The organism is Streptomyces sp. NPDC089915, from assembly GCF_040684675.1.
Lineage (GTDB): Bacteria > Actinomycetota > Actinomycetes > Streptomycetales > Streptomycetaceae > Streptomyces.
The window spans coordinates 13,602-38,630 of record NZ_JBFBGN010000063.1 but is presented as its reverse complement, the minus strand read 5'-3'; the positions used below and the strand labels follow the sequence as shown (position 1 = coordinate 38,630).

The window sequence follows — 25,029 nt, the reverse complement described above, 5'->3', positions numbered from 1 at the left end:
TTCCGGCGCCGGCGCCGCTACGGGGTCGATGTTTCACGTGAAACGTAGGCACCGTTTCACGTGAAACATCGGCCCGGGGCCGCGGCCGACCGCCGTCAGGCCCGGGGAGCCTGCTCGGCCCACCACTGCTTGAGAGCCGCCACCGCGGCCTCCCGCTCCATCGGACCGTGCTCCAGCCGCTGCTCCAGCAGGAAGGCGTACGCCTTGCCCACCGCCGGGCCCGGGCCGATCTCCAGGACCTGCTGGATCTCGTTGCCGTTCAGGTCGGGGCGGATCGCGTCCAGCTCCTCCTGCTCCTGGAGCTGCGCGATCCGCTCCTCCAGGCCGTCGTAGGTCCGGGAGAGCGCGCTGGCCTTGCGCTTGTTGCGGGTGGTGCAGTCGGACCGGGTCAGCTTGTGCAGCCGGTCCAGGAGCGGGCCCGCGTCGCGCACGTAGCGCCGCACCGCGGAGTCGGTCCACTCGCCGTCCCCGTAGCCGTGGAACCGCAGGTGCAGCTCGACCAGCCGGGACACGTCCTTGACCATGTCGTTCGAGTACTTCAGCGCCGTCATGCGCTTCTTGGTCATCTTCGCGCCCACCACCTCGTGGTGGTGGAACGAGACCCGGCCGTCGCTCTCGAAGCGGCGTGTCCGGGGCTTGCCGATGTCGTGCAGCAGGGCAGCGAGCCGCAGGACCAGGTCCGGGCCGTCCTCCTCCAGCGCGATCGCCTGCTCCAGGACGATCAGCGAGTGGTCGTAGACGTCCTTGTGCCGGTGGTGTTCGTCACTCTCCAGCCGCAGCGCGGGCAGCTCCGGCAGGACCCGGTCCGCGAGACCGGTGTCGACCAGGAGCGCCAGGCCCTTGCGCGGGTGGGCGGCGAGCACCAGCTTGTTCAGCTCGGCCTGCACCCGCTCGGCCGAGACGATCTCGATCCGGTCGGCCATCGCCTTCATGGCCGCCACCACCTCGGGGGCGACCTCGAAGTCCAGCTGCGCGGCGAACCGGGCCGCCCGCAGCATGCGCAGCGGGTCGTCGGAGAAGGAGTCCTCCGGGGTGCCGGGCGTCCGCAGCACGCCGGCGGCCAGGTCCTCCAGACCGCCGTGCGGATCGACGAACCGCTGCTCCGGCAGGGCGAGGGCCATGGCGTTGACGGTGAAGTCCCGGCGGACCAGGTCCTCCTCGATCGAGTCGCCGTAGGAGACCTCGGGCTTGCGGGAGGTGCGGTCGTACGCCTCGGAGCGGTAGGTCGTGACCTCGATCTGGAAGCTGCGGACCTCGTCTCCGACGCGGGCGCCCTTCTGGGCGCCGACCGTGCCGAAGGCGATGCCGACGTCCCAGACGGAGTCGGCCCACGGCCGCATGATCTTCAGAACGTCCTGGGGACGCGCGTCGGTGGTGAAGTCGAGGTCGTTGCCGAGACGCCCGAGCAGCGCGTCGCGTACGGACCCGCCGACCAGGGCGAGGCGGAAGCCCGCCTCCTGGAACCGGCGGCCGAGCTCGTCGGCGACGGGTGCGACCCGCAGCAGTTCACTGACCGCGCGGCGCTGCACCTGACTCAGGGCACTGGGGTTGTCTTCATTGGCGTTCGGCACAACAGAAAAGGGTACGTGCCCCGCCCGCCGGGGGCCGCCCGGTTTCTCCCGGGCGCTGCCGCCCCGGCCCGGGAACCGGAACCGGGGCGGAAGGGATCTTGTGGAGCAAGGCGCGGCACTCGCGCACAGCGCGCCTCGTTACCATGCGTGGACGCAGAACCGACGACCACTGACACTTCGAGGGACTGGTGAGCGCGTGGCCGAGGCGGCAGAAATCCAGGGGGCGGCCTCCGTCCCCGCCCGGCGACGATGGCTGAGGCGGGCGGTCGTCCTGCTGAGCGGAACGCCGGTACTGGCCGCTCTGATCTACGCCCCCGCCCCCGCGGCCCAGGCCGCCGAGTCCTCCGTCGACGTCCAGCTGTCCGAGGTCTCGCCCAGCGCCCCGGTCAAGAGCGACACGCTGACCATCCAGGGGACCGTGGTCAACAACGGCCGCGAGACGGTCAGGGGAGCCCACGTCGGACTGCGGGTCGGACCCATGGTGGGCGACCGGTCGGCCATCGACGAGGTCGCGGACCGCAAGGGCTTCCGGCCGGGGGCCGACCCGGGGGAGATCGACCCCGCCTTCGCCGTGAAGATCGACTCCCTCCCCTCCAAGGTCGGCCAGCCCTTCACGATCAAGGTGCCGGTGAACAAGCTGGACCTCGGTGCCGACGGCGTCTACCAGCTGGGCGTCTCCGTGTCCGGGTCGACCGACGGCCACCCCTCCGAGCAGGTGCTCGGCATCCAGCGGACCTTCCTGCCCTGGCAGCCGGACCCGGCGGCCAAGCGCTCCTCACTCACCTACGTGTGGCCGCTGATCTCCACGACCCGCGTCACCGCCGAGACCGGCTCGGACGAGGTCCAGACCCCGGTCTTCATGGACGACTCCCTCGCCGAGGAGCTGCGGCCGGGCGGCCGGCTGGAGCGGATGGTCTCGCTCGGCAAGGACCTGCCCGTCACCTGGGTCATCGACCCCGACCTGCTGGCCACCGTCGACGCCATGACCAAGGGCTACCGGGTGCGCGGCGCGGACGGCGGAAAGCCCGTCCAGGGCCGCAGCAAGGCCGTCGCCGAGCAGTGGCTGAGCTCCCTGGAGTCGGCCGTCCAGGGCAAGAAGGTCGTCGCCCTGCCGTTCGCCGACCCCGACATCGCCTCCCTCGCCCACCACGGCAAGGACGTCTCCGGCACCCTGGGCCAGCTGCGGCCCGCCACGGACAAGGCGAAGCAGGCCGTCGAGACGGTGCTGCACGTGCCCGCCTCCACCGACTTCTCCTGGCCCGTGGACGGCGCGATCGACCCGTCGATCGTGAACGTCGCCACCTCGGCCGGCGCCCACAACGTCCTCACCCGCAGCGACAGCCTCCAGGAGACCGGCGCGCTCGGCTACACGCCGAGCGCCGCCCGTCCCATCGGCGCGGGCACCACCGCCGTGGTCGCCGACGCCTCCCTGTCCACGGCCTTCGAGGGCGACATGGCCAGCGCCGGGAACTCCACGCTCGCCGTGCAGCGGTTCCTCGCCCACAGCCTGGCGCTCAACCTGCAGAACGGCGACGAGCCGCGCAGCTACGTGGTGGCGCCCCAGCGCCGTCCCTCCGCCAGCCAGGCCGATTCGATGGCCATCGCCCTGCGCGGGCTCCAGGCCGCGCGCTGGACCCAGCCCTCCGACCTGGAGGCGGCCGCCGCCGCCAAGCCCGACCCCGGCGCCGCGACCCAGGTCCCCGGCGCGGGCCAGTACCCGGAGGCCCTGAGCCGGCAGGAGCTCCCGGTGTCGGCGTTCGAGAAGATCCGCACCACCCAGAGCACCCTCGACCACTTCAAGGTCATCCTCACGGCGCCGGACCGGGTCGAGATCCCCTTCGGCAACACCACCAACCGGGAGATGTCCACGTCCTGGCGCGGCCGCCCCGAGGAGGCCGACCGCTACCGCGACGAGGTCCAGGCCTACCTGGTCGGACTGACCGACAAGGTCAAGGTCATCCCCAAGTCCGACGCCACCTTGTCCGGACATAGCGCGACGATCCCGGTCAGCGTCCAGAACAGCCTCGTCCAGGACGTACACAACCTGGTACTGAGGGTGAAGTCCGCCAATCCGACCCGTCTGATGGTGGGCGACAGCGGCGAATCGGAACAGGAAGTCACCGTTCAGGGCGGCCACAGCCAGACGGTAAAGTTCACCGCCAACGCCACCGCGAGTGGTCCGGTCGAGGTCACCGCACGCCTGTTCACGAAGGACGGCGTGCCGTACGGCAAGGAACGCAGGTTCACCGTCGAGGCCACCGAGATCACCCCCACCGTCATGCTCGTCATCGCGGGCGGCGTGCTCCTCCTCGTCCTGGCCGGCATCAAGATGTACGCCAGCCGCAAGCGGGTCGCCGCCCGGGCGGCCGCCGAGGAGAGCACGCAGCCGAGTGACGAGAGCACGGACACCGGACCGCAAAGCACAGAGGGGTCCGGAACGGGTGAGACAGTGGACCGTTGAGCGATGCCGTGGCCGGTCGGCCTGGGGACGATGAGGTGGGGTTGCGATGAACGCGCCGTACGACGGTGACCGCGCGCAGGGCGCTGGCGGGCCTGCTGGGCCCTCCCAGGGCACTGCCCCCGGCACTCCGGTGCCCGGGCAGGTTCCGCCGCCCGCGCCCGCGCCGGACCACGACCCGTACGTCCAGGACGCCTACGACTACGACCCGTACCGGTCGCAGGACCTGTCGGCCCAGGACCCGGTCGCCGAGGTCCTCTACGACCGGGCCTCGCACCCCCCGCCGCCGCCCGGCACCTACCAGGAGCCCGGTCCGCTGTACGCGGCCCCGCAGGCGCCCTCGCACGGCCCCGACCCGCGCGTGTGGGCCCAGACCCCGCCGCCCGAACCGGACGGCCCCTCCCGCCACCTGCCCTACGGCGACCACGCGGCGACGACGCAGTTCGTCGGCGTGGACTCGCTCGTGACGGCCGCCTCCGACGAGCAGCCCGAGCCCGACGCCTTCACCCACCTCTACCGCGACCAGCAGGCGGCCCCCGGCGCTCCGGCGGAGGAGGCCCCCGTCGCCGCCCCGGCCCCGAGCAAGCCCGCCGGCAAGGCGGCCAGCCTGCTCAAGTCCAGCGCGCTGATGGCCGCGGGCACGATCGTCTCCCGCATCACCGGCTTCGCCCGCACCCTGGTCATCGCGGGCGCCATCGGCGTCGCCACCCTCAACGACTCCTACCAGGTCGCCAACACCCTGCCGACGATGATCTACGTCCTCGTCGGCGGCGGCGCCCTGAACGCGGTCTTCATCCCGCAGCTCGTGCGCGCCATGAAGAACGACGACGACGGCGGCGAGGCCTACGCCAACCGCCTGCTCACCCTCGTCATCACGCTCCTGGGCGCGGTGACCACCGTCTGCGTCCTCGCCGCCCCGCTCTTCATCCGCATGATGTCGCCGACGATCGCCGGCGATCCGAAGCGCCTCGACGTCGCCGTGGCCTTCGCCCACTACTGCCTGCCCACGATGTTCTTCATGGGCGTCCACGTGGTGCTCGGTCAGATCCTCAACGCCCGGGGCCGGTTCGGCGCGATGATGTGGACCCCGGTCCTCAACAACATCGTCGTCATCGCCACGTTCGGCGCCTTCATCTGGGCCTTCGGCGGCTTCACCGCCTCCGGGGTCTCGGAGGCGACCATCACCCCCGAGGGGGTCCGCCTCCTGGGCATCGGCACCCTGCTCGGCCTCGCCGTCCAGTCCCTCGCGATGCTGCCCTACCTGCGCGACGCCGGCTTCAGGCCGCGCCTGCGCTTCGACTGGAAGGGCCACGGCCTCGGCAAGGCGGCCGGACTGGCCAAGTGGACGTTCTTCTTCGTCCTCGCCAACCAGATCGGCCTCGTCGTCGTCACCCAGCTCGCCACCGCGGCCGGCACCGCCGCCGAGAAGCAGGGCCACGGCGGTACCGGCATCACCGCCTACAACTACGCGCTGCTGCTGTGGCAGATGCCGCAGGCCATCATCACCGTCTCCGTCATGACGGCCGTCCTGCCGCGCATCTCCCGCTCCGCCCACGACGGCGACGCCGCCGCCGTCCGCGACGACATCTCCTACGGCCTGCGCACCTCGGCCGTCGCCATCGTGCCCTGCGCCTTCGCGTTCCTCGCGCTCGGCGTCCCGATGGCCACCCTGCTCTACGCCAGCGCCGGCAAGGACGCCGTGAACATCGGTTACGTCCTGATGGCCTTCGGCCTCGGTCTGATCCCGTACTCGGTCCAGTACGTGGTCCTGCGCGGGTTCTACGCCTACGAGGACACCCGGACCCCCTTCTACAACACGGTCATCGTCGCGGCGGTCAACGCCGGTGTCTCGGTCCTCGCCTACTTCGTCCTGCCCGCGCGCTGGGCGGTCGTCGGCATGGCCGCCGCCTACGGCCTCGGCTACGTGGTCGGCGTCGGCGTGGCCTGGCGCCGCCTCAAGTCCCGCCTCGGCGGAGACCTCGACGGGGCCCACGTGATGCGCACCTACACCCGCCTGATCGGCGCCTGCGTCCCGGCCGCCGCGGTCGGCGGCGCCGCCGCCTTCGGAATCATGCGGTTCCTGGGCAGCGGGGCCCTCGGCTCCCTCTCCGCCCTGGTCGGCGGCGGCATCGTACTGGCGGCCGTGTTCCTCGTCGCCGCCAAGCGCATGCGGATCGAAGAGCTCAACTCCATGGTCGGAATGGTCCGCGGCCGACTGGGACGCTGATGCGCACAACCGTCGGGCCCGATCGCGTGTCGTGCATAGCGCCGGACTGTGGGCACAATTGGCATGGCTTCGCAGACTGGCCGACAGCGCGCAACGGATGGGGAGGCAGGGACGACGGTGGCGGAACGTAGCACGGCTGCCGTCGACGTGGCCGACAACAGCGGCGACCAGCCGCTGGCCGCAGATGCGGCCAAGGCCACGGCCGACGGGGTGGACACCCAGAACGGACGAGCCGCGGACGAGCCCATGCCCGAGAAGGACGGCGAACGCAGAAGCGCGGCACCCGCGGCCGCGCCCGAACTCCACAGCGGCCACAAGCTCGCGAGGCGCTACCGCCTCGAGGAGTGCGTCACCCGTCTGGACGGATTCAGCAGTTGGCGCGCCATGGACGAGAAGCTGCGCCGGGCCGTCGGGGTGCACCTGCTGCCCGCCGACCACCCCCGGGCCCGCACCGTCCTGGCGGCGGCCCGCTCCTCCGCGCTGCTCGGCGACCCCCGCTTCGTCCAGGTCCTCGACGCCGTCGAGGAGAACGACCTGGTCTACGTCGTCCACGAGTGGCTGCCCGACGCCACCGAGCTCACCGCCGTCCTCGCCGACGGCACGCTGGAGCCCCACGAGGCCTACCAGCTGGTCAGCCAGGTCTCCCAGGCCATGGCCGCCGCCCACCGCGAGGGCCTGGCCCACCTGCGCCTGACGCCCAGCGCGATACTCCGTACCTCCACCGGCCAGTACCGCATCCGCGGCCTCGCCGTGAACGCCGCCCTGCGCGGCATCACCAGCGACACCCCGCAGCGGGCGGACACCGAGGCCATCGGCGCCCTGCTGTACGCCGCCCTCACCCAGCGCTGGCCCTACGAGAACGACGCCTACGGCCTGCGCGGGCTGCCCAAGGGCGTCGGCCTGCTCGCCCCCGACCAGGTCCGCGCCGGCGTCCACCGGGGTCTCGGCGAGCTCGCCATGCGCGCCCTCGCCAACGACGGGGCCACCGCCTCCCGCCAGGAGCCCGCCTGCACCACCCCGGAGGAGCTGGCCAAGGCCGTCGCCGCGATGCCCCGCATCCGGCCGCCCGAGCCCGCCTTCACGGCCCCGCCGGAGTACCAGCACACCACCTACCAGCAGGGCAGCTACGGACGCCCGGCTCCCGTCGGCATGCCGACGACGAAGATCGCCGCACCCGTGCCCCCGCCGCCCCCGCTGCAGAGCCGTACCGGCCGCGCCCTGAAGTGGGGCGTCGCCGCCCTCCTGATCGCCGCCCTGGGCCTGGGCAGCTGGCAGCTGGCCGACGCCCTCCTGGACCACGGCAAGCAGAACAACAGCGAGACCACCCAGCCCCAGCAGCAGGGCCCCGCCCCGGAGAAGAAGGAACTCGCCGCCGTCCCCATCAAGGACGCGAAGGAGTTCGCCCCCGACGGCACCCCGCAGAACGCCGCCGACGTCGGCAAGACCTACGACGGGGACGCCTCCAGCTACTGGCGGACCAAGAGCTTCTCCGACGGCCCGAAGATCGTGATCAAGCCCGGTGTCGGGATCATCTACGACCTCGGCTCCGAGCAGGAGGTCAGCGAGGCCTCGATAGGGCTGAGGCACCCGGGCGACCACACCACCCTGACGCTCTACGCCGTCGATTCGATGTCGCCGTCGCTCAAGAGCGCCACCGACGCGAAGAAGAAGATCGCGGGCACGACCACCAAGGACAACGGCGCCAAGCTGACCACGGACAAGCCGGTCAGGACCCGCTACGTGCTCCTGTGGATCACCGAGATGCCGTACGCGGGCTACGACGACTACAGCGGCGCCGGGTACAAGCAGGGCATCACGGACGTGAAGTTCAAGGGCTGACGCCCGGCAGGGGAGGGGGCTCACCGTTGGACGAAGCCGCAGCCGGCGACCGCAGCGACCAGGAACTCCTGGCCCTGCACGTCGCCGGGGACCCGGAGGCCTTCGGGGAGCTGGTGCGGCGGCACCGCGACCGGCTGTGGGCCGTCGCCCTGCGGACCCTCGGCGACCGGGAGGAGGCGGCCGACGCCGTCCAGGACGCCCTGGTCTCCGCCTACCGGGCCGCCCACACCTTCCGCGGGGACTCCGCGGTGACCACCTGGCTGCACCGGATCACCGTCAACGCCTGCCTGGACCGTGCCCGCAAGGCCGCCTCCCGCCGCACCGCTCCCCTCGCCGACACGGAACGCCTGGAGCGCCTCCTGGAGCCCCACGAGTCCGCCGAGGCCCCCGCGGAGCGCCAGGACCTCCACCGGCAGCTCCTGGCCGCCCTCGCCACCCTGCCCGCCGACCAGCGGGCCGCCCTCGTCCTCGTCGACATGCAGGGCTACCCCGTCGCCGAAGCCGCCGCCGTCCTCGACGTGCCCGTCGGCACCGTGAAGAGCCGGTGCGCGCGCGGCCGGGCGAAACTCCTCCCGCTCCTCACTCATCTGCGCACGAATGCCGGGGATAACACCGCCGCCGAGCGGGGAAGGAACCGGACGCCGGGGGCACCCGTCCCATCTGCGGCAGACCCCAGGCATCCAGAACCAGACCCAGACCCTGTGAAGGGCGGAGGTGGACGACCGTGACCCCCACGACCGGAACTGCCGGCACGATCCGGCACCCGGAGGTCTCGGAGATCTCCGACCTGACCGAAGGTCTCCTCTCCCCCTCCCGCACCGCCGAGGTCCGCCGCCATCTCGCGGACTGCGCCCTGTGCGCCGACGTCCTCGCCTCCTTGGAGGAGATCCGCTCCCTGCTGGGCACCCTGCCCGGACCGCCGCGGATGCCCTCCGACATCGCCGGGCGCATCGACGCGGCCCTCGCCGCCGAGGCCCTGCTCGACTCCACCGCCTCCCGGGCCGAGGCCCCGCCCGCTCCCGGACCGCGCACCACGGCCGATGTTTCACGTGAAACCGTCCCGGTCCGGACCGAGCGCCGGCCCACCGGTCACCCGTCCGGCTCAACGGGCCCCGGCCGTCGCCGCGCCCGCCGCCGGATCGCCGTCCTCACCGGCCTCGCCGGCGCGGCCGCCTGCGTCCTCGGCGTCCTCCTCTTCAACGGACTGACCGGGACCGGCGCCCACGAGACCACCACGAGCAGCAACACCGTGCGGGCCGACGGCTCGGCCGCCCCCGGCGAGTACACCGCTCAGGGGCTCCAGCAGAACGTCCACCGGCTGCTGGCCGCCGGGCCCGCCGCGAACGCGCCCAAGACCGCGCCCGGGGACTCGAACCGGACCATGGAGCTGGAGAACCCCTCCCCCGGGCTGGCCCCCGCCGAGCGGCCGGGCTCGCCGGAACCGGCCCCGGCCTCCGTGCCCCCCTGCGTGCAGCGGGCCACCGGCCGCACCGAGACCCCCCTCGCCGCGGAGCCGGGCCGCTACCAGGGCACACCCGTCTACCTCGTCGTCCTGCCCCACACGGAGGACCCCGCTCTGGTGGACGCCTACCTCGTGGCCTCGGGCTGCGCGGACGGCCCTTCCGGAACCACGGAGAAGCCCCTTCTCACCCGGACGTACCCGCGCGGCTGAAGGACCGCGGGTGCGGCTCCCGGCACATTCGGAGGCAGAGGGTGACGGGCGGGGAATGCGGGCGCCGTAGGATCCGTTGGGTGGGGTGAGAGTCCGCACCGGCCCCCGGTAGGCACCACGAAGTCCGCAGAGACGAGGAAAGAACCCGTGAGCGACGTACGAAACGTGATCATCATCGGCTCCGGGCCGGCCGGTTACACGGCCGCCCTGTACACCGCACGCGCTTCGCTCAGCCCCCTGGTCTTCGAGGGTGCCGTCACCGCGGGCGGCGCGCTGATGAACACCACCGAGGTCGAGAACTTCCCGGGCTTCCGGGACGGCATCATGGGCCCGGACCTCATGGACAACATGCGTGCGCAGGCCGAGCGTTTCGGCGCCGAGCTCGTGCCGGACGACATCGTCTCCGTGGACCTCACGGGTGAGATCAAGACCGTCACCGACACCGCCGGCACCGTGCACCGCGCCAAGGCCGTCATCGTCACCACCGGCTCCCAGCACCGCAAGCTCGGTCTGCCCAACGAGGACGCGCTCTCCGGACGCGGCGTCTCCTGGTGCGCGACCTGCGACGGGTTCTTCTTCAAGGACCAGGACATCGCCGTGGTCGGCGGCGGCGACACCGCGATGGAGGAGGCGACCTTCCTCTCCCGCTTCGCCAAGTCGGTCACCATCGTCCACCGCCGCGACAGCCTGCGCGCCTCCAAGGCCATGCAGGACCGCGCCTTCGCCGACCCGAAGATCTCCTTCGCCTGGGACAGCGAGGTCGCCGAGATCCACGGCGAGCAGAAGCTCTCCGGGCTGACGCTGCGCAACACCAAGACCGGCGAGACCTCCGAGCTGCCCGTGACCGGCCTGTTCATCGCCGTCGGCCACGACCCGCGCACCGAGCTCTTCACCGGTCAGCTCGACCTGGACGACGAGGGCTACCTCAAGGTCGACGCCCCCTCGACGCGCACCAACGTCCCCGGTGTCTTCGGCGCCGGCGACGTCGTGGACCACACCTACCGTCAGGCCATCACCGCCTCCGGCACCGGCTGCTCCGCCGCGCTCGACGCGGAGCGCTTCCTCGCGGCGCTCTCGGACGCCGAGCCGGCCGCCGCGACCGTCTGACCCGCTCCACCCCTACACCCCACCCCGCAGGAAAGAAGGAGGCCGCTGTGGCCGGCACCCTCAAGAACGTGACTGACGCCGACTTCGACGCCGAGGTCCTCGGCAGCGACAAGCCCGTGCTCGTGGACTTCTGGGCCGAGTGGTGCGGTCCGTGCCGCCAGATCGCCCCGTCCCTGGAGGCGATCGCGGCCGAGTACGGCGACCAGATCGAGATCGTCAAGCTCAACATCGACCAGAACCCGGCCACGGCCGCCCGGTACGGCGTCATGTCCATCCCGACCCTGAACGTCTACCAGGGCGGCGAGGTCGCCAAGACCATCGTCGGTGCCAAGCCGAAGGCCGCCATCCTGCGCGACCTGGACGGCTTCATCCAGGCCAAGGCCTAAGGGCCGGGCCCCGGCGACCGCCGGGGGATGTTTCACGTGAAACAACGGGGCCGCCCCTCCCGGGGGCGGCCCCTTCCACGTACCCGATGACCTTCACAGCGGCCGCAGCGCCGGTTCCTTCCGCGCCCTCGCCCCGCCCAGCAGCCGGTCCAGGGCCAGCTCCACGTCTTCCTTCCACGACAGCGTCGTCCGCAGCTCCAGCCGCAGCCGCGGATACGCCGGATGGGGGCGTACGGTCTTGAAGCCCACCGACAGCAGGTGGTCGGCGGGCAGTAGACAGGCGGGCCTCTCCCAACGGGCGTCGCCGAAGGCCTCGATCGCCTTGAACCCCCGCCGCAGCAGGTCCTTGGCGACCGTCTGCACCATCACCCGTCCGAGGCCCTGCCCCTGATAGCCCGGCATGATCCACGCCGTGATCAGCTGCACCGCGTCTGGGGAGACGGGGCTCGTCGGGAAAGAGGCGGCGCGGGGCACGTAGGCGGGCGGCGCGTAGAGGACGAAGCCCACCGGGACCTCGTCCACGTAGACCACCCGGCCGCAGGAGCCCCAGTCCAGCAGGACGGAGGAGATCCAGGCCTCCTTCTCCAGCTCCGCGGTGCCCGCTTTCACGGCGGCCTCGCCGGTGACGGGATCGAGCTCCCAGAACACACAGCTGCGGCAACGCCTGGGCAGGTCCTGGAGGTTGTCCAGCGTGAGCGGTACGAGCCGACGACCCATGACCGCATCGTAACCACTGCCCCCTGCTTCTTCGAGGGTGGACATCTCGAGAAACAGGGGGCAGTGGGGAAAACGGGAGGGGACGGGCTACTCCCCGGAGAGGCCCTGCTCCAGCACCCTGCCCTCGCCCGGCGCCAGGGTCCCCAGGATCCGCTCAAGGTCCTCCATCGACGCGAACTCGACGGTGATCTTGCCCTTCTTCTGGCCCAGGTCCACCTTCACCCGCGTCTCGAACCGGTCCGACAGCCGCGTCGCCAGCTCGCTGAGCGCCGGAGAGACCCGGCCGCCGGCCCGCGGGCCCTTGGGCTTCACGGCGCCCGACGGCTCGGAGTCCATCAGGGCCACGATCTCTTCCACCGTACGGACCGAGAGCCCCTCGTCCACGATCCGCTGCGCCAGATCGTCCTGCCGCCCGGTGTCCTCCACCTTCAGCAGGGCACGCGCGTGACCCGCCGAGAGGACCCCGGCCGCCACCCGGCGCTGCACCCGGGGCGAGAGCTTCAGCAGCCGGATCGTGTTCGTGACCTGCGGACGCGAGCGCCCGATCCGGTCCGCCAGCTGGTCGTGGGTGCAGTTGAACTCCTCAAGGAGCTGGCTGTAGGCAGCCGCCTCCTCCAGCGGGTTCAGCTGCGCCCGGTGCAGGTTCTCCAGGAGGGCGTCGAGAAGGAGCTTCTCGTCGTCCGTCGCCCGGATGATCGCGGGGATGCGCTCCAGTCCCGCCTCACGGCAGGCGCGCCAGCGCCGCTCGCCCATGATGAGTTCGTAGCGCCCGGGGGACCCGGCCTGCCGGACGACCACCGGCTGGAGCAGACCCACCGTCTCGATCGAGGTCACCAGCTCCGCGAGGGCGTCCTCGTCGAACACCTCGCGCGGCTGCTTCGGGTTCGGCGTGATGGCGTCCAGCGGAAGCTCCGCGAAGGTCGCCCCCGCCGTCTCCTCCGGCCGGGCCGGCGCGGGCACGGCCGCCGGCTCGCCCTGCGGCAGCGTTTCACGTGAAACATCGGCCTGGCTCAGGGCGGCCAGCTTCGCCGCGGCGATGCCCCGCTCCGACGTCAGTACCGGTACGGCCGACGGGGACGTGGACCCCGCGCCCATCGCCGGAGCCTTCTCCTGGGGAGCGGCCGGGATCAGCGCGCCGAGCCCCCGCCCCAGACCCCTACGTCGCTCACTCACTGGATCCCCTCCGCCATGCTCTGCGTGCTGTTCATGCCCGCGCCCGTGTGGGCGTTCTGGGCGTCGTAATGGATTCCGGCTCCGCGGAGCGCGATCTCCCGCGCCGCCTCCATGTAGGAGAGGGCACCGCTGGAACCCGGGTCGTAGGTGAGGACCGTCTGCCCGTAGCTCGGGGCCTCCGAGATGCGCACCGACCTCGGGATGCTGGTGCGCAGCACCTCCTTGCCGAAGTGGGTGCGCACCTCCTCCGCCACCTGCGAGGCCAGCCGGGTCCTGCCGTCGTACATCGTCAGCAGGATCGTGGACACGTGCAGGGTCGGGTTGAGGTGGGCCCGCACCAGGTCGACGTTGCGCAGGAGCTGGCCCAGCCCCTCCAGCGCGTAGTACTCGCACTGGATCGGGATCAGTACCTCCGCGCCCGCCACCAGGGCGTTCACGGTCAGCAGGCCCAGGGAGGGCGGGCAGTCGATCAGGATGTAGTCGAGCGGCTGCTCGTACGCCTGGATCGCCCGCTGGAGCCGGCTCTCGCGGGCCACCAGGGAGACCAGCTCGATCTCGGCACCCGCGAGGTCGATGGTGGCCGGGGCGCAGAAGAGGCCTTCGACGTCCACCACGGGCTGGACGACCTCCAGCAGGGGCCGGCTGTCGACGAGCACGTCGTAGATGGAGGGCACGTCCGCGTGGTGGTCGATCCCCAGCGCCGTGGAGGCGTTGCCCTGCGGGTCGAGGTCGATCACGAGGACCCGTGCGCCGTGCTGGGCCAGGGAGGCCGCCAGGTTCACGGTCGTCGTGGTCTTGCCCACGCCGCCCTTCTGGTTGGCGACCACCATGATCCGGGTCTCGGCGGGCCGGGGCAGGGGGACACCGGAACGCCCGATGTTCTCCACCGCCAGCTGCGCGGCACGGCCGATGGGGGTGTCCTCGTCGTTGTCGACGAGGGGTGAGGGAACGTCTCCCCCGGCCATCGCCGGGGGTGCGCCCAGCGAAACGTCATCGCCCTGGGGTTCGGAGCGGGGACCGGGGACCGGATCGGTCATCGGCCCCGCGAGGTTGGCGTCGGACCGCACGGTGTCACTCTCCTCGGCAGCGGGCTCGCGATGAACAGAGCCTGCCATGCCACGGGCCCCGCGAACCAGCGGGGCCCGTGCTCCTGTGGATGAATCCACCGTTGTGGACAACTCCGTCACCCCCGCGTCGCGGCGGGGGCGGGGGGCCGCGGCAGCCCGGCCGCGGCTGATGATTCCGTGCAGCAGAGAGCGACGTTTCACGTGAAACACGATGCCGGGACGGAGTCTTCAGCCCACTACGACACTCCGAAATCCATACCTATAGGGCGCAACCCGCCCCGGATCGCTCCCTCGGCCCAGGCCTCAGCGGCGTCGGCGCGTCCGTCCGACCCGCGCCGCCTTGGCCCGCTTGGCCGCGAAGCGCACCCCGCCGGGGCTCTCCCCGACCTCCACCCGGACCACCGTGGACAGGGGGTCGACCACGCCCTCGCCGACCTGGAGCACTGAGGTCTTCACCACACCGAGCCGGCTGAGGGCGGCCTTCGCCGTCACCAGCTCCTCCTCTGCCGTATCGCCCTTGAGCGCCAGCATCTCGCCGTAGGGCCGCAGCAGGGGCACGCCCCAGCCCGCCAGCCGGTCCAGCGGGGCGACCGCGCGGGCGGTGACCACGTGCACGGGCTGGACCTTGCCCAGCACCTCCTCGGCCCGGCCGCGCACCACCGTGACGTGGTCCAGCCCCAGCAGCTCGACGGCCTCCTGGAGGAAGGTCGTCCGGCGCAGCAGCGGCTCCAGCAGGGTGATCTTCAGGTCCCGCCGGACCAGGGCCAGCGGGATACCGGGCAGACCGGCTCCCGAGCCCACATCGCACACGGTGACGCCGGCGGGCACCACCTCGGAGAGCACCGCGCAGTTCAGCAGGTGCCGCTCCCACAGCCGGGGAACCTCACGAGGCCCGATGAGGCCTCGTTTGACGCCCGCGTCCGCGAGCAGCTCCGCATACCGCACAGCTTCCGGGAAAAACTCACCGAACACCGCGCGCGCCTCTTCAGGCGCCGGGGGAAGCTCCGCTGCCTCCGTCACGGGGACCGTCCTTCCGTACAGAACCGCTCACGCCAAAACCGTGGTCGTTCGACTGCCAGGCTTACAAACATCGGCCCCGCCTGCGACACAGGCGGGGCCGACTCACAACATTCCGGGTCAGGCCGGAAGCACAACGACGAAGCGCTGCGGCTCCTCGCCCTCGGACTCGCTCTTGAGGCCGGCCGCCGCCACCGCGTCGTGGACGACCTTGCGCTCGAACGGGGTCATCGGAGCCAGCTTCAGCGGCTCGCCCGAGGCCTTCACGTCCGCCGCGGCCTGGGCGCCCACGGCGGCCAGCTCGGCGCGCTTCTTCGCCCGGAAACCGGCGATGTCCAGCATCAGCCGGCTGCGGTCCCCGGTCTCCCGGTGCACCGCGAGGCGGGTCAGCTCCTGAAGGGCCTCCAGGACCTCACCGTCGCGGCCCACGAGCTTCTGCAGGTCGCGGCCGCCCGCGTCGCTGACGATCGACACCGAGGCGCGGTCGGCCTCGACGTCCATGTCGATGTCGCCGTCCAGGTCGGCGATGTCCAGCAGCCCCTCGAGGTAGTCGGCCGCGATCTCGCCCTCCTGCTCGAGGCGGGTGAGGGTGTCGCCACTCTCAGCGGCGGCGGTGGTGGTGCCTTCCGTCACGGGAGGGACTCCTTCTACTTCTTGGAGGGCTTGCTGGGGGGCGTCTGACGCTTCGACTTCGTCTGCCGCTTGGGCTGCTGCCGCTTCGTCGCGACACCGCCGCTCGCCGCGTCGGCGTCCGCCGTGGCCTCAGAACTCTTGATCACGGAGCCGTCCGTCTGGGCGGCCATGCCCTGCTTCGACAGCGCGGTGATGAACTTGCGCTCGTTGTCGTTGCGGTCCGGGCCCTTGGCGACGATCGCCGCGACGATCTTCTTCTTGCCCCGGCCCTTGACGTTCCCGTGGGTGGAGACGTGCTTCAGGAGACGGGTCAGGTACTGGTCCTGCGCCTTGCTGCCCGGCGTCGGGTTCTGGTTGATCACGTACATCTGCTGGCCCATGGTCCACACGTTGGTGGTCAGCCAGTAGACGAGGACGCCGACGGGGAAGTTGATGCCCATGAACGCGAAGATCAGCGGGAAGATGTACATCAGCATCTTCTGCTGCTGCATGAACGGCGTCTTGACCGAGAGGTCGACGTTCTTCTGCATCAGCTGGCGCTGGGTGTAGAACTGCGACAGCGACATCATGACGATCATGACGGCGGTCACGATGCGCACGTCGGTGATCGAGGCGCCGAGCTTGGCGACGTCCTCGCTGCTGTTCATGAACTTGGCGGCCAGCGGGGCGCCGAAGATGTGCGCCTGGCGGGCGCTCTCCAGCAGCGACTGGTTGATCACGCCGATGGTCTTGCCGTTGGCGATGGCCGCGAGCACGTGGTAGAGCGCGAAGAAGAACGGGGACTGCGCCAGGATGGGAAGGCACGAGGAGAGCGGGTTGGTGCCCGTCTCCTTGTACAGCTTCATCATCTCTTCGGACTGACGCTGCTTGTCGTTCTTGTAGCGCTCCTGGATCGCCTTCATCTTCGGCTGGAGCGCCTGCATGCCGCGCGTGGCCTTGATCTGCTTGACGAAGAGCGGGATCAGACAGATACGGATCAGGACCACCAGGGACACGATGGACAGGCCCCAGGCCCACCCACTGTCCGCACCGAAGATCGCGCCGTAGACCTTGTGGAACTGGACGATGATCCACGACACGGGTGTGGTGATAAAGCTGAACAGACTGGCAATCGTGTCCACTAATCAGGCTCCTTGAGCATTGCGAGATCTACGCAACGCACTGCGCAGCTGCTCGTGCCAACGCGGGCGTTTACGGGGTGGGACGTGGTCCACACCACCCGGGGACCACGGGTTGCACCGCAGGATCCGCCAGGCGGTCAGGCCCGTCCCCTTCACCGCACCATGCCGGTCGATGGCCGTGAACCCGTAGTGCGAGCACGAGGGGTAATAACGGCACACCGGCCCGAGCAGCGGACTGATCGTCCACTGGTACAGCTTGATCAAAGCGAGCAGCGGGTACTTCATCGAGCCGCGCCTCCCAGCAGCCGCGCCAAGGCGGCGTCCAGGTCGCGGGCCAGCTCGTCGACGGCGGCGTCACCCGCTCCGGGCAGGGCCCGCACCACCACCAGGCTACCGGCGGGCAGCTGCGCCAGCCGGTCGCGGACGAGGTGACGCAGGCGACGCTTCACCCGGTTCCGGACGACGGCGACGCCGACGGCCTTGCTGACGACGAAACCCGCACGCGGCGAGGGAACAGTCTCCCCCGGCTCGTGCGGGTCCGTGGCACCGCTGGTACGTAGGTGGACGACGAGGAGCGGGCGACCGGCCCGGCGCCCTCGTCGTACCGCGCTCGCGAAGTCCTCGCGCCGCCTCAGCCGATTTTCGGGAGACAGCACGACGTCACGACCTGCGCGTTGTTACGCGGAGAGGGCGGAACGGCCCTTGCTGCGGCGGTTCGCCAGGATGGCGCGGCCGGCGCGGGTACGCATACGCAGACGGAAGCCGTGGGTCTTGGCACGACGGCGGTTGTTCGGCTGGAAGGTGCGCTTGCTCACTCGGGGGCTCCAGAGAATGAATCGTTGTGGCGGTACATCGCCTGGCTGTCACCGTGCGCCCACGAGGAACTCGCGTGTTCGCCCGAGTGGACACCGCTAAATGATCACAATCAGTGACCTTCGCCCATCGGTAGGCAGGCGGCAGCAGCCATCGACAACTCGACCTCGCTACGGTACGCGGGGCTACGCCATCCGGTCAAACCGAGCGTCCCCTGCCCCACACTGTGCACAGGCTGTGGACAACGACTTGAACCGTAGCCACCGGGCTGACTACCGTTGCCTGATCCCTGATTTTTTGTCCCGACCGTCCCAAAGAACCACACATTCGTGGGACGCGGGACCTGTGAGAGAGCGTGCTCTGTGGCTGACGTACCTGCCGATCTTGCCGCAGTGTGGCCACGCGTGCTCGAGAAGCTGCTCGGCGAGGGTCAGCAGGGGATCGAGCCGAAGGACAAGCAGTGGGTGGAGCGCTGCCAGCCGCTGGCCCTCGTCGCGGACACCGCCCTGCTCGCCGTCCCCAACGAGTGGGGCAAGCGGGTCCTCGAGGGCCGCCTGGCCCCGCTGATCAGCGACGCCCTCAGCCGGGAGTGCGGCCGCCCGATCCGGATCGCCATCACCGTGGACGACTCCGCCGGCGAGCCCGCGCCCCCCGCCGCGCCCGCGCCCTCACGCGAGTCCTACGAGCCGTACGGCGGCCCGCGCCCCGGCGCCGGTCCCGGCGAGGAGCAGCTCCCCACCGCCCGCCCCGCCTACCCGGAGTACCAGCAGCCGCGCCCCGAGCCCGGCGCCTGGCCGCGCGGCGGCCAGGACGACTACGGCTGGCAGCAGCAGCGCTTCCCCGAGCGCGACCCGTACGCCTCCCCGCAGCCCGGCTACCTCCAGCAGCCGGAACCCGGCGGCTACGACCAGGGCGGCTACGAGCAGCAGAAGTACGAGCCGTCCTCCTACGAACAGCAGAAGTACGAGCAGCCTCAGTACGAGGCGCAGAAGTACGAGCAGCAGTCCTACGACCAGCCGCCGTACGAGCAGCCCGCGCCCCGCCCGGCCCGGCCGACGCCCGCGCCGCCGCCGTCGGCCCCGTCCGGCGGCTCGACCTCGGGCCCGCTGGAGCCGACCGCCCGGCTGAACCCCAAGTACCTCTTCGACACCTTCGTCATCGGTGCCTCGAACCGCTTCGCGCACGCCGCGGCGGTGGCCGTGGCCGAGGCGCCGGCCAAGGCGTACAACCCCCTCTTCATCTACGGGGAGTCGGGTCTCGGCAAGACGCACCTGCTGCACGCCATCGGGCACTACGCGCGGAGCCTCTACCCCGGCACCCGGGTGCGGTACGTGAGCTCGGAGGAGTTCACCAACGAGTTCATCAACTCCATCCGCGACGGCAAGGGCGACGCCTTCCGCAAGCGCTACCGCGAGATGGACATCCTGCTCGTCGACGACATCCAGTTCCTCGCGAGCAAGGAGTCGACGCAGGAGGAGTTCTTCCACACCTTCAACACGCTCCACAACGCCAACAAGCAGATCGTGCTCTCCTCCGACCGGCCGCCCAAGCAGCTGGTGACCCTGGAGGACCGGCTCCGCAACCGCTTCGAGTGGGGTCTGATCACCGACGTCCAGCCGCCCGAGCTGGAGACCCGGATCGCGATCCTGCGCAAGAAGGCCGTGCAGGAGCAGCTCAACGCCCCGCCGGAGGTGCTGGAGTTCATCGCCTCCCGGATCTCGCGCAACATCCGCGAGCTGGAGGGGGCGCTGATCCGGGTGACGGCGTTCGCGAGCCTCAACCGGCAGCCGGTGGACCTGGGCCTGGCCGAGGACGTCCTCAAGAACCTGATCCCGGGGGGCGAGGACAGCGCGCCGGAGCTCACCGCCGCCGACATCATGGCGGCCACCGCGGACTACTTCGGGCTGACCGTGGACGACCTGTGCGGATCCTCGCGGAGCCGGGTCCTGGTGACGGCGCGGCAGATCGCCATGTACCTGTGCCGGGAGCTCACCGACCTGTCCCTGCCGAAGATCGGGGCCCAGTTCGGCGGCCGCGACCACACGACGGTCATGCACGCGGACCGCAAGATCCGCGCCCTGATGGCGGAACGGCGGTCCATCTACAACCAGGTCACGGAGCTCACCAACCGCATCAAGAACGGCTGACGACGGCCCCCGGCGGCGTGTCAGGGGGCTCCGCGACCGCAGGGAAACCTCCTGTCAGGGCGCTCCCGGATCGAACCGGGGGCGCCCTTCGTCGTTCGTGCGCCCCTGCTCTGTTCGAATACGCCCCCGGGAGGGGAGGTTGTCCACAGATTCCCCAACTTTCTTTCGTCCACAGCCTGAGGACAGCGATCCTCACCCACAATCTGTCCACAGGAGTGCAGGTTGAGGCCTCATCAGCCCAGGTCAGGCAGCTGTGGATTTGTGCGCAAGCCTCATCCACAGGTTGTGGACAGAAAAATCGTCCACAGGCTCATCCACTCCTCTGTCCACCGCCGACTCACAGGCTGGGGGATCCTGTGCACAGGTTCCCGACGGTTCTCCACACCGTTGTCCACTGTTCGGCAACCAGCCCCCTCCCATCACCGTCAAGAGTGAAAGCCGTCACACGGATGTCGACGTTTGGGCTGTGGACTTCTGGGGAAAATCTGGGGACACACCTGTGGAGTAGTGGGGGTCCCCTGGGGACGACCTGTGCAGAACTTTCCTTTCTCCACAGAGACACCGTGTTGTCCACCGGTGCCACCCACAGGGTGTGGGGATAAAAAACTGGGTCTGACCTGCGAGAACGAGCTTTTCCACCGTTTCCACAGGCCCTACTACTACCCCCATAGAGAGTTAGCGTGGATTCGGTTTTCAAGCGGGTCCTGTGCACAACTCGTCGGACGGCCGCCCCGACGCCTCGCTCCCGACTTGACCGCCAGCCGCAACGACTGTCGGCGCCGTACGTCAGACTGGTCACCGGCATCGGTCGAGGCATCGACGACCGACGACGAAGGCCGGCAGACGAGCGAGCAACAGCAGGAGGCGGTTCCGGTGAAGATCCGGGTGGAGCGCGACGTACTCGCGGAGGCGGTGGCCTGGGCCGCACGCAGCCTCCCGGCCCGGCCGCCGGTCCCCGTCCTCGCGGGCCTGCTGCTCAAGGCCGAGGAGGGCACCCTGTCCCTCTCCGGCTTCGACTACGAGGTCTCGGCCCGCGTCTCCGTCGAGGCGGACGTGGAGGAGGACGGCACCGTCCTCGTCTCCGGCCGGCTCCTCGCCGACATCTGCCGCGCCCTCCCCAACCGGCCGGTGGAGATTTCCACAGACGGTGTACGGGCGACCGTGGTCTGCGGCTCCTCCCGGTTCACACTCCACACCCTGCCTGTGGAGGAGTACCCGGCGCTCCCGCAGATGCCCACCGCCACCGGCACCGTCCCCGGTGAGGTCTTCGCCTCCGCCGCCGCCCAGGTGGCCATCGCCGCCGGCCGCGACGACACGCTGCCCGTGCTGACCGGTGTCCGCATCGAGATCGAGGGCGACCGCGTCACCCTGGCCTCCACCGACCGCTACCGCTTCGCGGTCCGCGAGTTCCTGTGGAAGCCGGAGAACCCGGAGGCCTCGGCCGTGGCCCTGGTGCCCGCCAAGACCCTCCTCGACACCGCCAAGTCCCTCACCAGCGGCGACACCGTCACCCTGGCGCTCTCCGGCTCCGGCCAGGGCGAGGGCCTCATCGGCTTCGAGGGCGCCGGCCGCCGCACCACCACCCGCCTGCTCGAGGGCGACCTGCCGAAGTACCGCACGCTCTTCCCGACGGAGTTCAACTCGGTCGCCGTGATCGAGACCGCCCCGTTCGTCGAGGCCGTCAAGCGCGTCGCCCTGGTCGCCGAGCGCAACACCCCGGTCCGCCTCAGCTTCGAGCAGGGCGTCCTCATCCTGGAGGCCGGGTCCAGCGACGATGCACAGGCTGTGGAGCGCGTCGACGCGACGCTCGAGGGCGACGACATCTCGATCGCCTTCAACCCGACCTTCCTGCTCGACGGCCTGAGCGCGATCGACTCGCCGGCCGCCCAGCTCAGCTTCACCACCTCGACCAAGCCCGCCCTGCTCAGCGGCCGTCCCGCGGTCGACGCGGAGGCGGACGAGGCCTACAAGTACCTGATCATGCCGGTCCGCCTCTCCGGCTGACCGCCGTCGCGTACGCGGCCACCGGGCCCGGAGCCGCAGCAGCGGGTTCCGGGCCCGGCGCCGTGCGGAGCGGCCCCGCGCCACGGCCCGGCGTAGGCTCGGACCCGGCGGGCGACCCAGGAGAAAACGGCCGGAAACCACCGGTCCCCGGGGAGCCCCGATACAGACGGCCCCAACGCTTAAGGAACCCACCTGATGGAGCTCGGTCTCGTCGGTCTCGGCAAGATGGGCGGCAACATGCGCGAGCGCATCCGCCGCGCAGGCCACACCGTCATCGGATACGACCGCAACCCGGACCTCGCCGATGTCCACAGCCTGCGGGAGCTTGTGGACAGCCTCCAGGCCCCCCGCGTGGTGTGGGTCATGGTCCCGGCCGGCGCCGCGACGCAGTCCACCGTGGACGAGCTGGCGGAGCTGCTCTCCCCCGGCGACATCGTCGTCGACGGCGGCAACTCCCGCTGGACGGACGACGAGAAGCACGCCGAGGAGCTGCAGGCCAAGGGCATCGGCTTCGTCGACTGCGGCGTCTCCGGCGGCGTCTGGGGCCTGGAGAACGGCTACGCCCTGATGTACGGCGGCGACGAGAAGCACGTCGCGGCCGTCCAGCCGGTCTTCGACGCCCTCAAGCCCGAGGGTGACTTCGGCGCCGTGCACGCCGGCAAGGTCGGCGCGGGCCACTTCGCGAAGATGGTCCACAACGGCATCGAGTACGCCATGATGCAGGCCTACGCCGAGGGCTGGGAGCTCCTGGAGAAGGTGGACTCGGTCACCGACGTCCGCGAGGTCTTCCGGTCCTGGCAGGAGGGCACGGTCATCCGTTCCTGGCTGCTGGACCTGGCCGTCAACGCCCTGGACGAGGACGAGCACCTCGAAGGCCTCAAGGGCTTCGCCCAGGACTCGGGCGAGGGCCGCTGGACCGTCGAGGCGGCGATCGACAACGCGGTGCCGCTGCCGGCGATCACCGCGTCGCTCTTCGCCCGCTTCGCGTCCCGCCAGGACGACTCCCCGCAGATGAAGATGATCGCGGCGCTGCGCAACCAGTTCGGCGGCCACGCGGTCGAGAAGAAGTAACCGCACCACAGCACCACAGAGCACAGCAGCAGGAAGCCGGGGGAGGTCGGCGCCGTATGCACGTTTCGCATCTCTCGTTGGCCGACTTCCGCTCGTACGCCCGGGCCGAGGTTCCCCTCGCCCCGGGCGTCACCGCTTTCGTGGGCCCCAACGGCCAGGGCAAGACCAACCTGGTCGAGGCCGTCGGCTACCTGGCCACCCTGGGCAGCCACCGGGTCTCCTCCGACGCCCCGCTGGTGCGGATGGGCGCCGACCGCGCCGTCGTCCGGGCCGCCGTGACCCAGGGCGAACGCCAGCAGCTGGTCGAGCTGGAGCTCAACCCGGGCCGCGCCAACCGGGCCCGTATCAACAGGTCCTCGCAGGTCAGGCCCCGGGACGTGCTGGGGATCGTACGGACCGTGCTGTTCGCCCCCGAGGACCTGGCCCTGGTCAAGGGCGACCCGGGCGAGCGGCGCCGGTTCCTGGACGAGCTCGTCACCGCCCGCTCCCCGCGCATGGCGGCCGTCCGCTCCGACTACGAGCGGGTGCTCAAGCAGCGCAACACCCTGCTGAAGTCCGCGGCCATGGCCCGCCGGCACGGCGGCCGCTCCATGGACATGTCCACCCTCGACGTGTGGGACCAGCACCTCGCGCGCGCGGGCGCCGAGCTCCTCGCCCACCGCCTCGACCTGCTCACCACCCTGCTCCCGCTGGCCGACAAGGCCTACGAACAGCTCGCTCCCGGCGGCGGCCCGCTCGGGCTCGCCTACAAGTCCTCCGCCGGCGAGGGCGTCGACGGCGGCGAGGCCCGCACCCGCGAGGCGCTCTACGAGGTGCTGCTGGAGGGCCTCGCCGGGGTGCGCAAGCAGGAGATCGAGCGCGGGGTCACCCTGGTCGGGCCGCACCGCGACGACGTCCTCCTGCGCCTCGGCGAGCTCCCCGCCAAGGGGTACGCCAGCCACGGCGAGTCCTGGTCGTACGCGCTGGCGCTGCGGCTGGCCTCGTACGAGCTGCTGCGCTCGGAGGGGAACGAGCCGGTGCTGATCCTCGACGACGTCTTCGCGGAACTGGACGCCCGCCGCCGCGAACGGCTCGCGGAGCTGGTGGCGCCGGGCGAGCAGGTCCTGGTGACGGCGGCGGTGGACGACGACGTGCCGGGCGTACTGACGGGGACCCGCTTCGCGGTGTCCGGCGGCGAGGTGACGCGGCTGTGAGCGAGGACGGACAGCAGAAGCGCAGGGCCGCCGAGCCCTCCGGCGTGGACCTGGCCCGGCAGGCCCTGGCCGCCGCCCGCGAGCAGGCCCGGGCCCGCGGCAACGCGGCGGGCGGCCGCAAGCGGCAGCAGCAGCCCGGGCTGCGCTCGGGCGCGCGCGCCGACGGCCGGGACCCGATGCCGCTGATGGCGGCGCTGGACCGGCTGCGCACCGAACGCGGCTGGGAGATGCCGATCGCGGTGGCCGGGGTGATGGAGCGGTGGGCGGAGATCGTCGGCCCGGAGATCGCCGCGCACTGCGAACCGGAACGGTACGAGGACCGGGAGCTGCTGGTCCGCTGCGACTCCTCCGCCTGGGCGGCCCAGCTGAAGCTGCTCGCGCCGCAGCTGGTGGCGCGGCTGAACGCGGATCTGGGGCAGGGCACCGTGCGGATGATCAAGGTGCAGGGGCCCGGGGGGCGGCCCAAGCGGTACGGGCCCTTGCGGGCGCCCGGCAGCTCCGGTCCCGGGGACACCTGGGGCTAGGCCCCTGCGGGGATGAGCCCGGCTGCGCCGGGACCCGGGGCTCCGCCCCGGACCCCGCGCCTCAAACGCCGGCGGGGCTGATCATTCCTCGGCGGGGCTGAAGCGATGAGGCGTCCCTCACGGTAGCCGCGGGTTGACAGGCCGAAGCGCTGGACGCCCGTGTGAGCCTCTTGGAGCCCCTCCCCGGATATGGGGAGTCGGAGAGAGGAGGTTCAGGGCGGCACATGCGGACTCAGGTACCGGCAAACCCCCATTCATGTCAGTGGTACCGGTAGACTGGAGACAATCC

At 71.0% G+C, this 25,029-nt stretch carries 21 protein-coding genes and 1 pseudogene; 12 read left to right on the top strand and 10 right to left on the bottom strand.

Features of this window, described 5'->3' with window-relative positions; translation table 11 throughout:
• Positions 1 to 95: 95 nt before the first annotated feature.
• Positions 96 to 1,571 (bottom strand): CCA tRNA nucleotidyltransferase, encoded by a 1,476-nt coding sequence (locus tag AB0O29_RS20040; protein ID WP_365153256.1) that lies wholly within the window; start codon positions 1,569 to 1,571, stop codon positions 96 to 98.
• A gap of 196 nt (positions 1,572 to 1,767) precedes the next feature.
• Between AB0O29_RS20040 and AB0O29_RS20035 the strand changes: the two genes are divergently transcribed.
• The 7 genes from AB0O29_RS20035 (at position 1,768) to trxA (ending at position 11,260) form a co-directional block, all read left to right on the top strand.
• Positions 1,768 to 4,032 carry a DUF6049 family protein gene (locus AB0O29_RS20035; protein ID WP_365153255.1) on the top strand — a complete coding sequence of 755 codons (2,265 nt, stop codon included), beginning with the start codon at positions 1,768 to 1,770 and terminating at the stop codon, positions 4,030 to 4,032.
• A 46-nt stretch (positions 4,033 to 4,078) separates the two neighbouring features.
• Positions 4,079 to 6,256 (top strand): murein biosynthesis integral membrane protein MurJ, encoded by a 2,178-nt coding sequence (gene murJ, locus AB0O29_RS20030; RefSeq protein ID WP_365153254.1) that lies wholly within the window; start codon positions 4,079 to 4,081, stop codon positions 6,254 to 6,256.
• A gap of 117 nt (positions 6,257 to 6,373) precedes the next feature.
• Positions 6,374 to 8,095 carry a protein kinase family protein gene (locus tag AB0O29_RS20025; protein ID WP_365153253.1) on the top strand — a complete coding sequence of 574 codons (1,722 nt, stop codon included), beginning with the start codon at positions 6,374 to 6,376 and terminating at the stop codon, positions 8,093 to 8,095.
• Between the two features lie 26 nt (positions 8,096 to 8,121).
• Positions 8,122 to 8,823, top strand: a complete 702-nt coding sequence (gene sigM / locus AB0O29_RS20020) for an RNA polymerase sigma factor SigM (protein WP_365153252.1) — start codon at positions 8,122 to 8,124, stop codon at positions 8,821 to 8,823.
• Positions 8,820 to 9,767 carry a zf-HC2 domain-containing protein gene (locus tag AB0O29_RS20015; protein WP_365153251.1) on the top strand — a complete coding sequence of 316 codons (948 nt, stop codon included), beginning with the start codon at positions 8,820 to 8,822 and terminating at the stop codon, positions 9,765 to 9,767. Before sigM ends, AB0O29_RS20015 begins: the two co-directional genes overlap by 4 nt.
• A gap of 147 nt (positions 9,768 to 9,914) precedes the next feature.
• Positions 9,915 to 10,874 (top strand): thioredoxin-disulfide reductase, encoded by a 960-nt coding sequence (gene trxB / locus AB0O29_RS20010; protein WP_365153250.1) that lies wholly within the window; start codon positions 9,915 to 9,917, stop codon positions 10,872 to 10,874.
• A gap of 47 nt (positions 10,875 to 10,921) precedes the next feature.
• Positions 10,922 to 11,260 (top strand): thioredoxin, encoded by a 339-nt coding sequence (gene trxA / locus AB0O29_RS20005; RefSeq protein WP_365153249.1) that lies wholly within the window; start codon positions 10,922 to 10,924, stop codon positions 11,258 to 11,260.
• Between the two features lie 93 nt (positions 11,261 to 11,353).
• On the opposite strand, the gene AB0O29_RS20000 is transcribed toward trxA, so the two are convergent.
• The 9 genes and pseudogenes from AB0O29_RS20000 to rpmH all read right to left on the bottom strand — a co-directional run bounded on the left by AB0O29_RS20000 (position 11,354) and on the right by rpmH (position 17,803).
• Positions 11,354 to 11,977, bottom strand: a complete 624-nt coding sequence (locus tag AB0O29_RS20000) for a GNAT family N-acetyltransferase (RefSeq protein WP_365153248.1) — start codon at positions 11,975 to 11,977, stop codon at positions 11,354 to 11,356.
• 87 nt (positions 11,978 to 12,064) lie between these two features.
• Positions 12,065 to 13,150 (bottom strand): ParB/RepB/Spo0J family partition protein, encoded by a 1,086-nt coding sequence (locus tag AB0O29_RS19995; RefSeq protein WP_365153247.1) that lies wholly within the window; start codon positions 13,148 to 13,150, stop codon positions 12,065 to 12,067.
• Complete coding sequence (locus AB0O29_RS19990) at positions 13,147 to 14,265, bottom strand: ParA family protein (protein WP_365153246.1); 1,119 nt, start codon at positions 14,263 to 14,265, stop codon at positions 13,147 to 13,149. The genes AB0O29_RS19995 and AB0O29_RS19990 overlap by 4 nt, the downstream gene beginning before the upstream one ends.
• A 255-nt stretch (positions 14,266 to 14,520) precedes the next feature.
• Positions 14,521 to 15,237 (bottom strand): 16S rRNA (guanine(527)-N(7))-methyltransferase RsmG, encoded by a 717-nt coding sequence (rsmG, locus tag AB0O29_RS19985; RefSeq protein WP_365153245.1) that lies wholly within the window; start codon positions 15,235 to 15,237, stop codon positions 14,521 to 14,523.
• Positions 15,238 to 15,354: 117 nt separating this feature from the next.
• Positions 15,355 to 15,867, bottom strand: coding sequence for a R3H domain-containing nucleic acid-binding protein (locus AB0O29_RS19980; RefSeq protein WP_365153244.1), 513 nt, complete (start codon positions 15,865 to 15,867; stop codon positions 15,355 to 15,357).
• A gap of 14 nt (positions 15,868 to 15,881) precedes the next feature.
• On the bottom strand, positions 15,882 to 16,988 hold the full coding sequence (gene yidC, locus AB0O29_RS19975) for a membrane protein insertase YidC (RefSeq protein WP_365153243.1): 1,107 nt from the start codon (positions 16,986 to 16,988) through the stop codon (positions 15,882 to 15,884).
• 30 nt (positions 16,989 to 17,018) lie between these two features.
• A pseudogene (yidD, locus tag AB0O29_RS19970) lies at positions 17,019 to 17,273 on the bottom strand (membrane protein insertion efficiency factor YidD); the annotation flags it as partial.
• The gene (gene rnpA, locus AB0O29_RS19965) at positions 17,270 to 17,644 is read right to left on the bottom strand and encodes a ribonuclease P protein component (protein ID WP_365153242.1); all 375 of its coding nucleotides are present in this window, start codon (positions 17,642 to 17,644) and stop codon (positions 17,270 to 17,272) included. The gene rnpA and the pseudogene yidD, both read right to left, overlap by 4 nt.
• A 21-nt stretch (positions 17,645 to 17,665) precedes the next feature.
• Positions 17,666 to 17,803, bottom strand: a complete 138-nt coding sequence (rpmH, locus tag AB0O29_RS19960) for a 50S ribosomal protein L34 (protein WP_007265229.1) — start codon at positions 17,801 to 17,803, stop codon at positions 17,666 to 17,668.
• Positions 17,804 to 18,163: 360 nt separating this feature from the next.
• On the opposite strand from rpmH, the gene dnaA reads away from it, so the two are divergent.
• From dnaA to AB0O29_RS19935, 5 genes are all read left to right on the top strand, one after another.
• On the top strand, positions 18,164 to 19,948 hold the full coding sequence (gene dnaA / locus AB0O29_RS19955; RefSeq protein ID WP_365153241.1) for a chromosomal replication initiator protein DnaA: 1,785 nt from the start codon (positions 18,164 to 18,166) through the stop codon (positions 19,946 to 19,948).
• 873 nt (positions 19,949 to 20,821) lie between these two features.
• Positions 20,822 to 21,952, top strand: coding sequence for a DNA polymerase III subunit beta (dnaN, locus tag AB0O29_RS19950; protein ID WP_365153240.1), 1,131 nt, complete (start codon positions 20,822 to 20,824; stop codon positions 21,950 to 21,952).
• 195 nt (positions 21,953 to 22,147) lie between these two features.
• Positions 22,148 to 23,023, top strand: coding sequence for a phosphogluconate dehydrogenase (NAD(+)-dependent, decarboxylating) (gene gnd / locus AB0O29_RS19945; protein WP_365153239.1), 876 nt, complete (start codon positions 22,148 to 22,150; stop codon positions 23,021 to 23,023).
• Positions 23,024 to 23,079: 56 nt separating this feature from the next.
• Positions 23,080 to 24,216 (top strand): DNA replication/repair protein RecF, encoded by a 1,137-nt coding sequence (recF, locus tag AB0O29_RS19940; RefSeq protein WP_365153238.1) that lies wholly within the window; start codon positions 23,080 to 23,082, stop codon positions 24,214 to 24,216.
• Entirely contained in the window at positions 24,213 to 24,740 is a 528-nt protein-coding gene (locus AB0O29_RS19935; protein ID WP_365153237.1) for a DUF721 domain-containing protein, read from the top strand. The genes recF and AB0O29_RS19935 overlap by 4 nt, the downstream gene beginning before the upstream one ends.
• Positions 24,741 to 25,029: the final 289 nt, after the last annotated feature.

Coding starts and splice junctions, on each gene's coding strand:
- AB0O29_RS19990 (WP_365153246.1), bottom strand. CDS start 14,265: ATGGCAGGCTCTGTTCATCGCGAGCCCGCTGCCGAGGAGAGTGACACC.
- AB0O29_RS20000 (WP_365153248.1), bottom strand. CDS start 11,977: ATGGGTCGTCGGCTCGTACCGCTCACGCTGGACAACCTCCAGGACCTG.
- gnd (WP_365153239.1), top strand. CDS start 22,148: ATGGAGCTCGGTCTCGTCGGTCTCGGCAAGATGGGCGGCAACATGCGC.
- recF (WP_365153238.1), top strand. CDS start 23,080: ATGCACGTTTCGCATCTCTCGTTGGCCGACTTCCGCTCGTACGCCCGG.
- murJ (WP_365153254.1), top strand. CDS start 4,079: ATGAACGCGCCGTACGACGGTGACCGCGCGCAGGGCGCTGGCGGGCCT.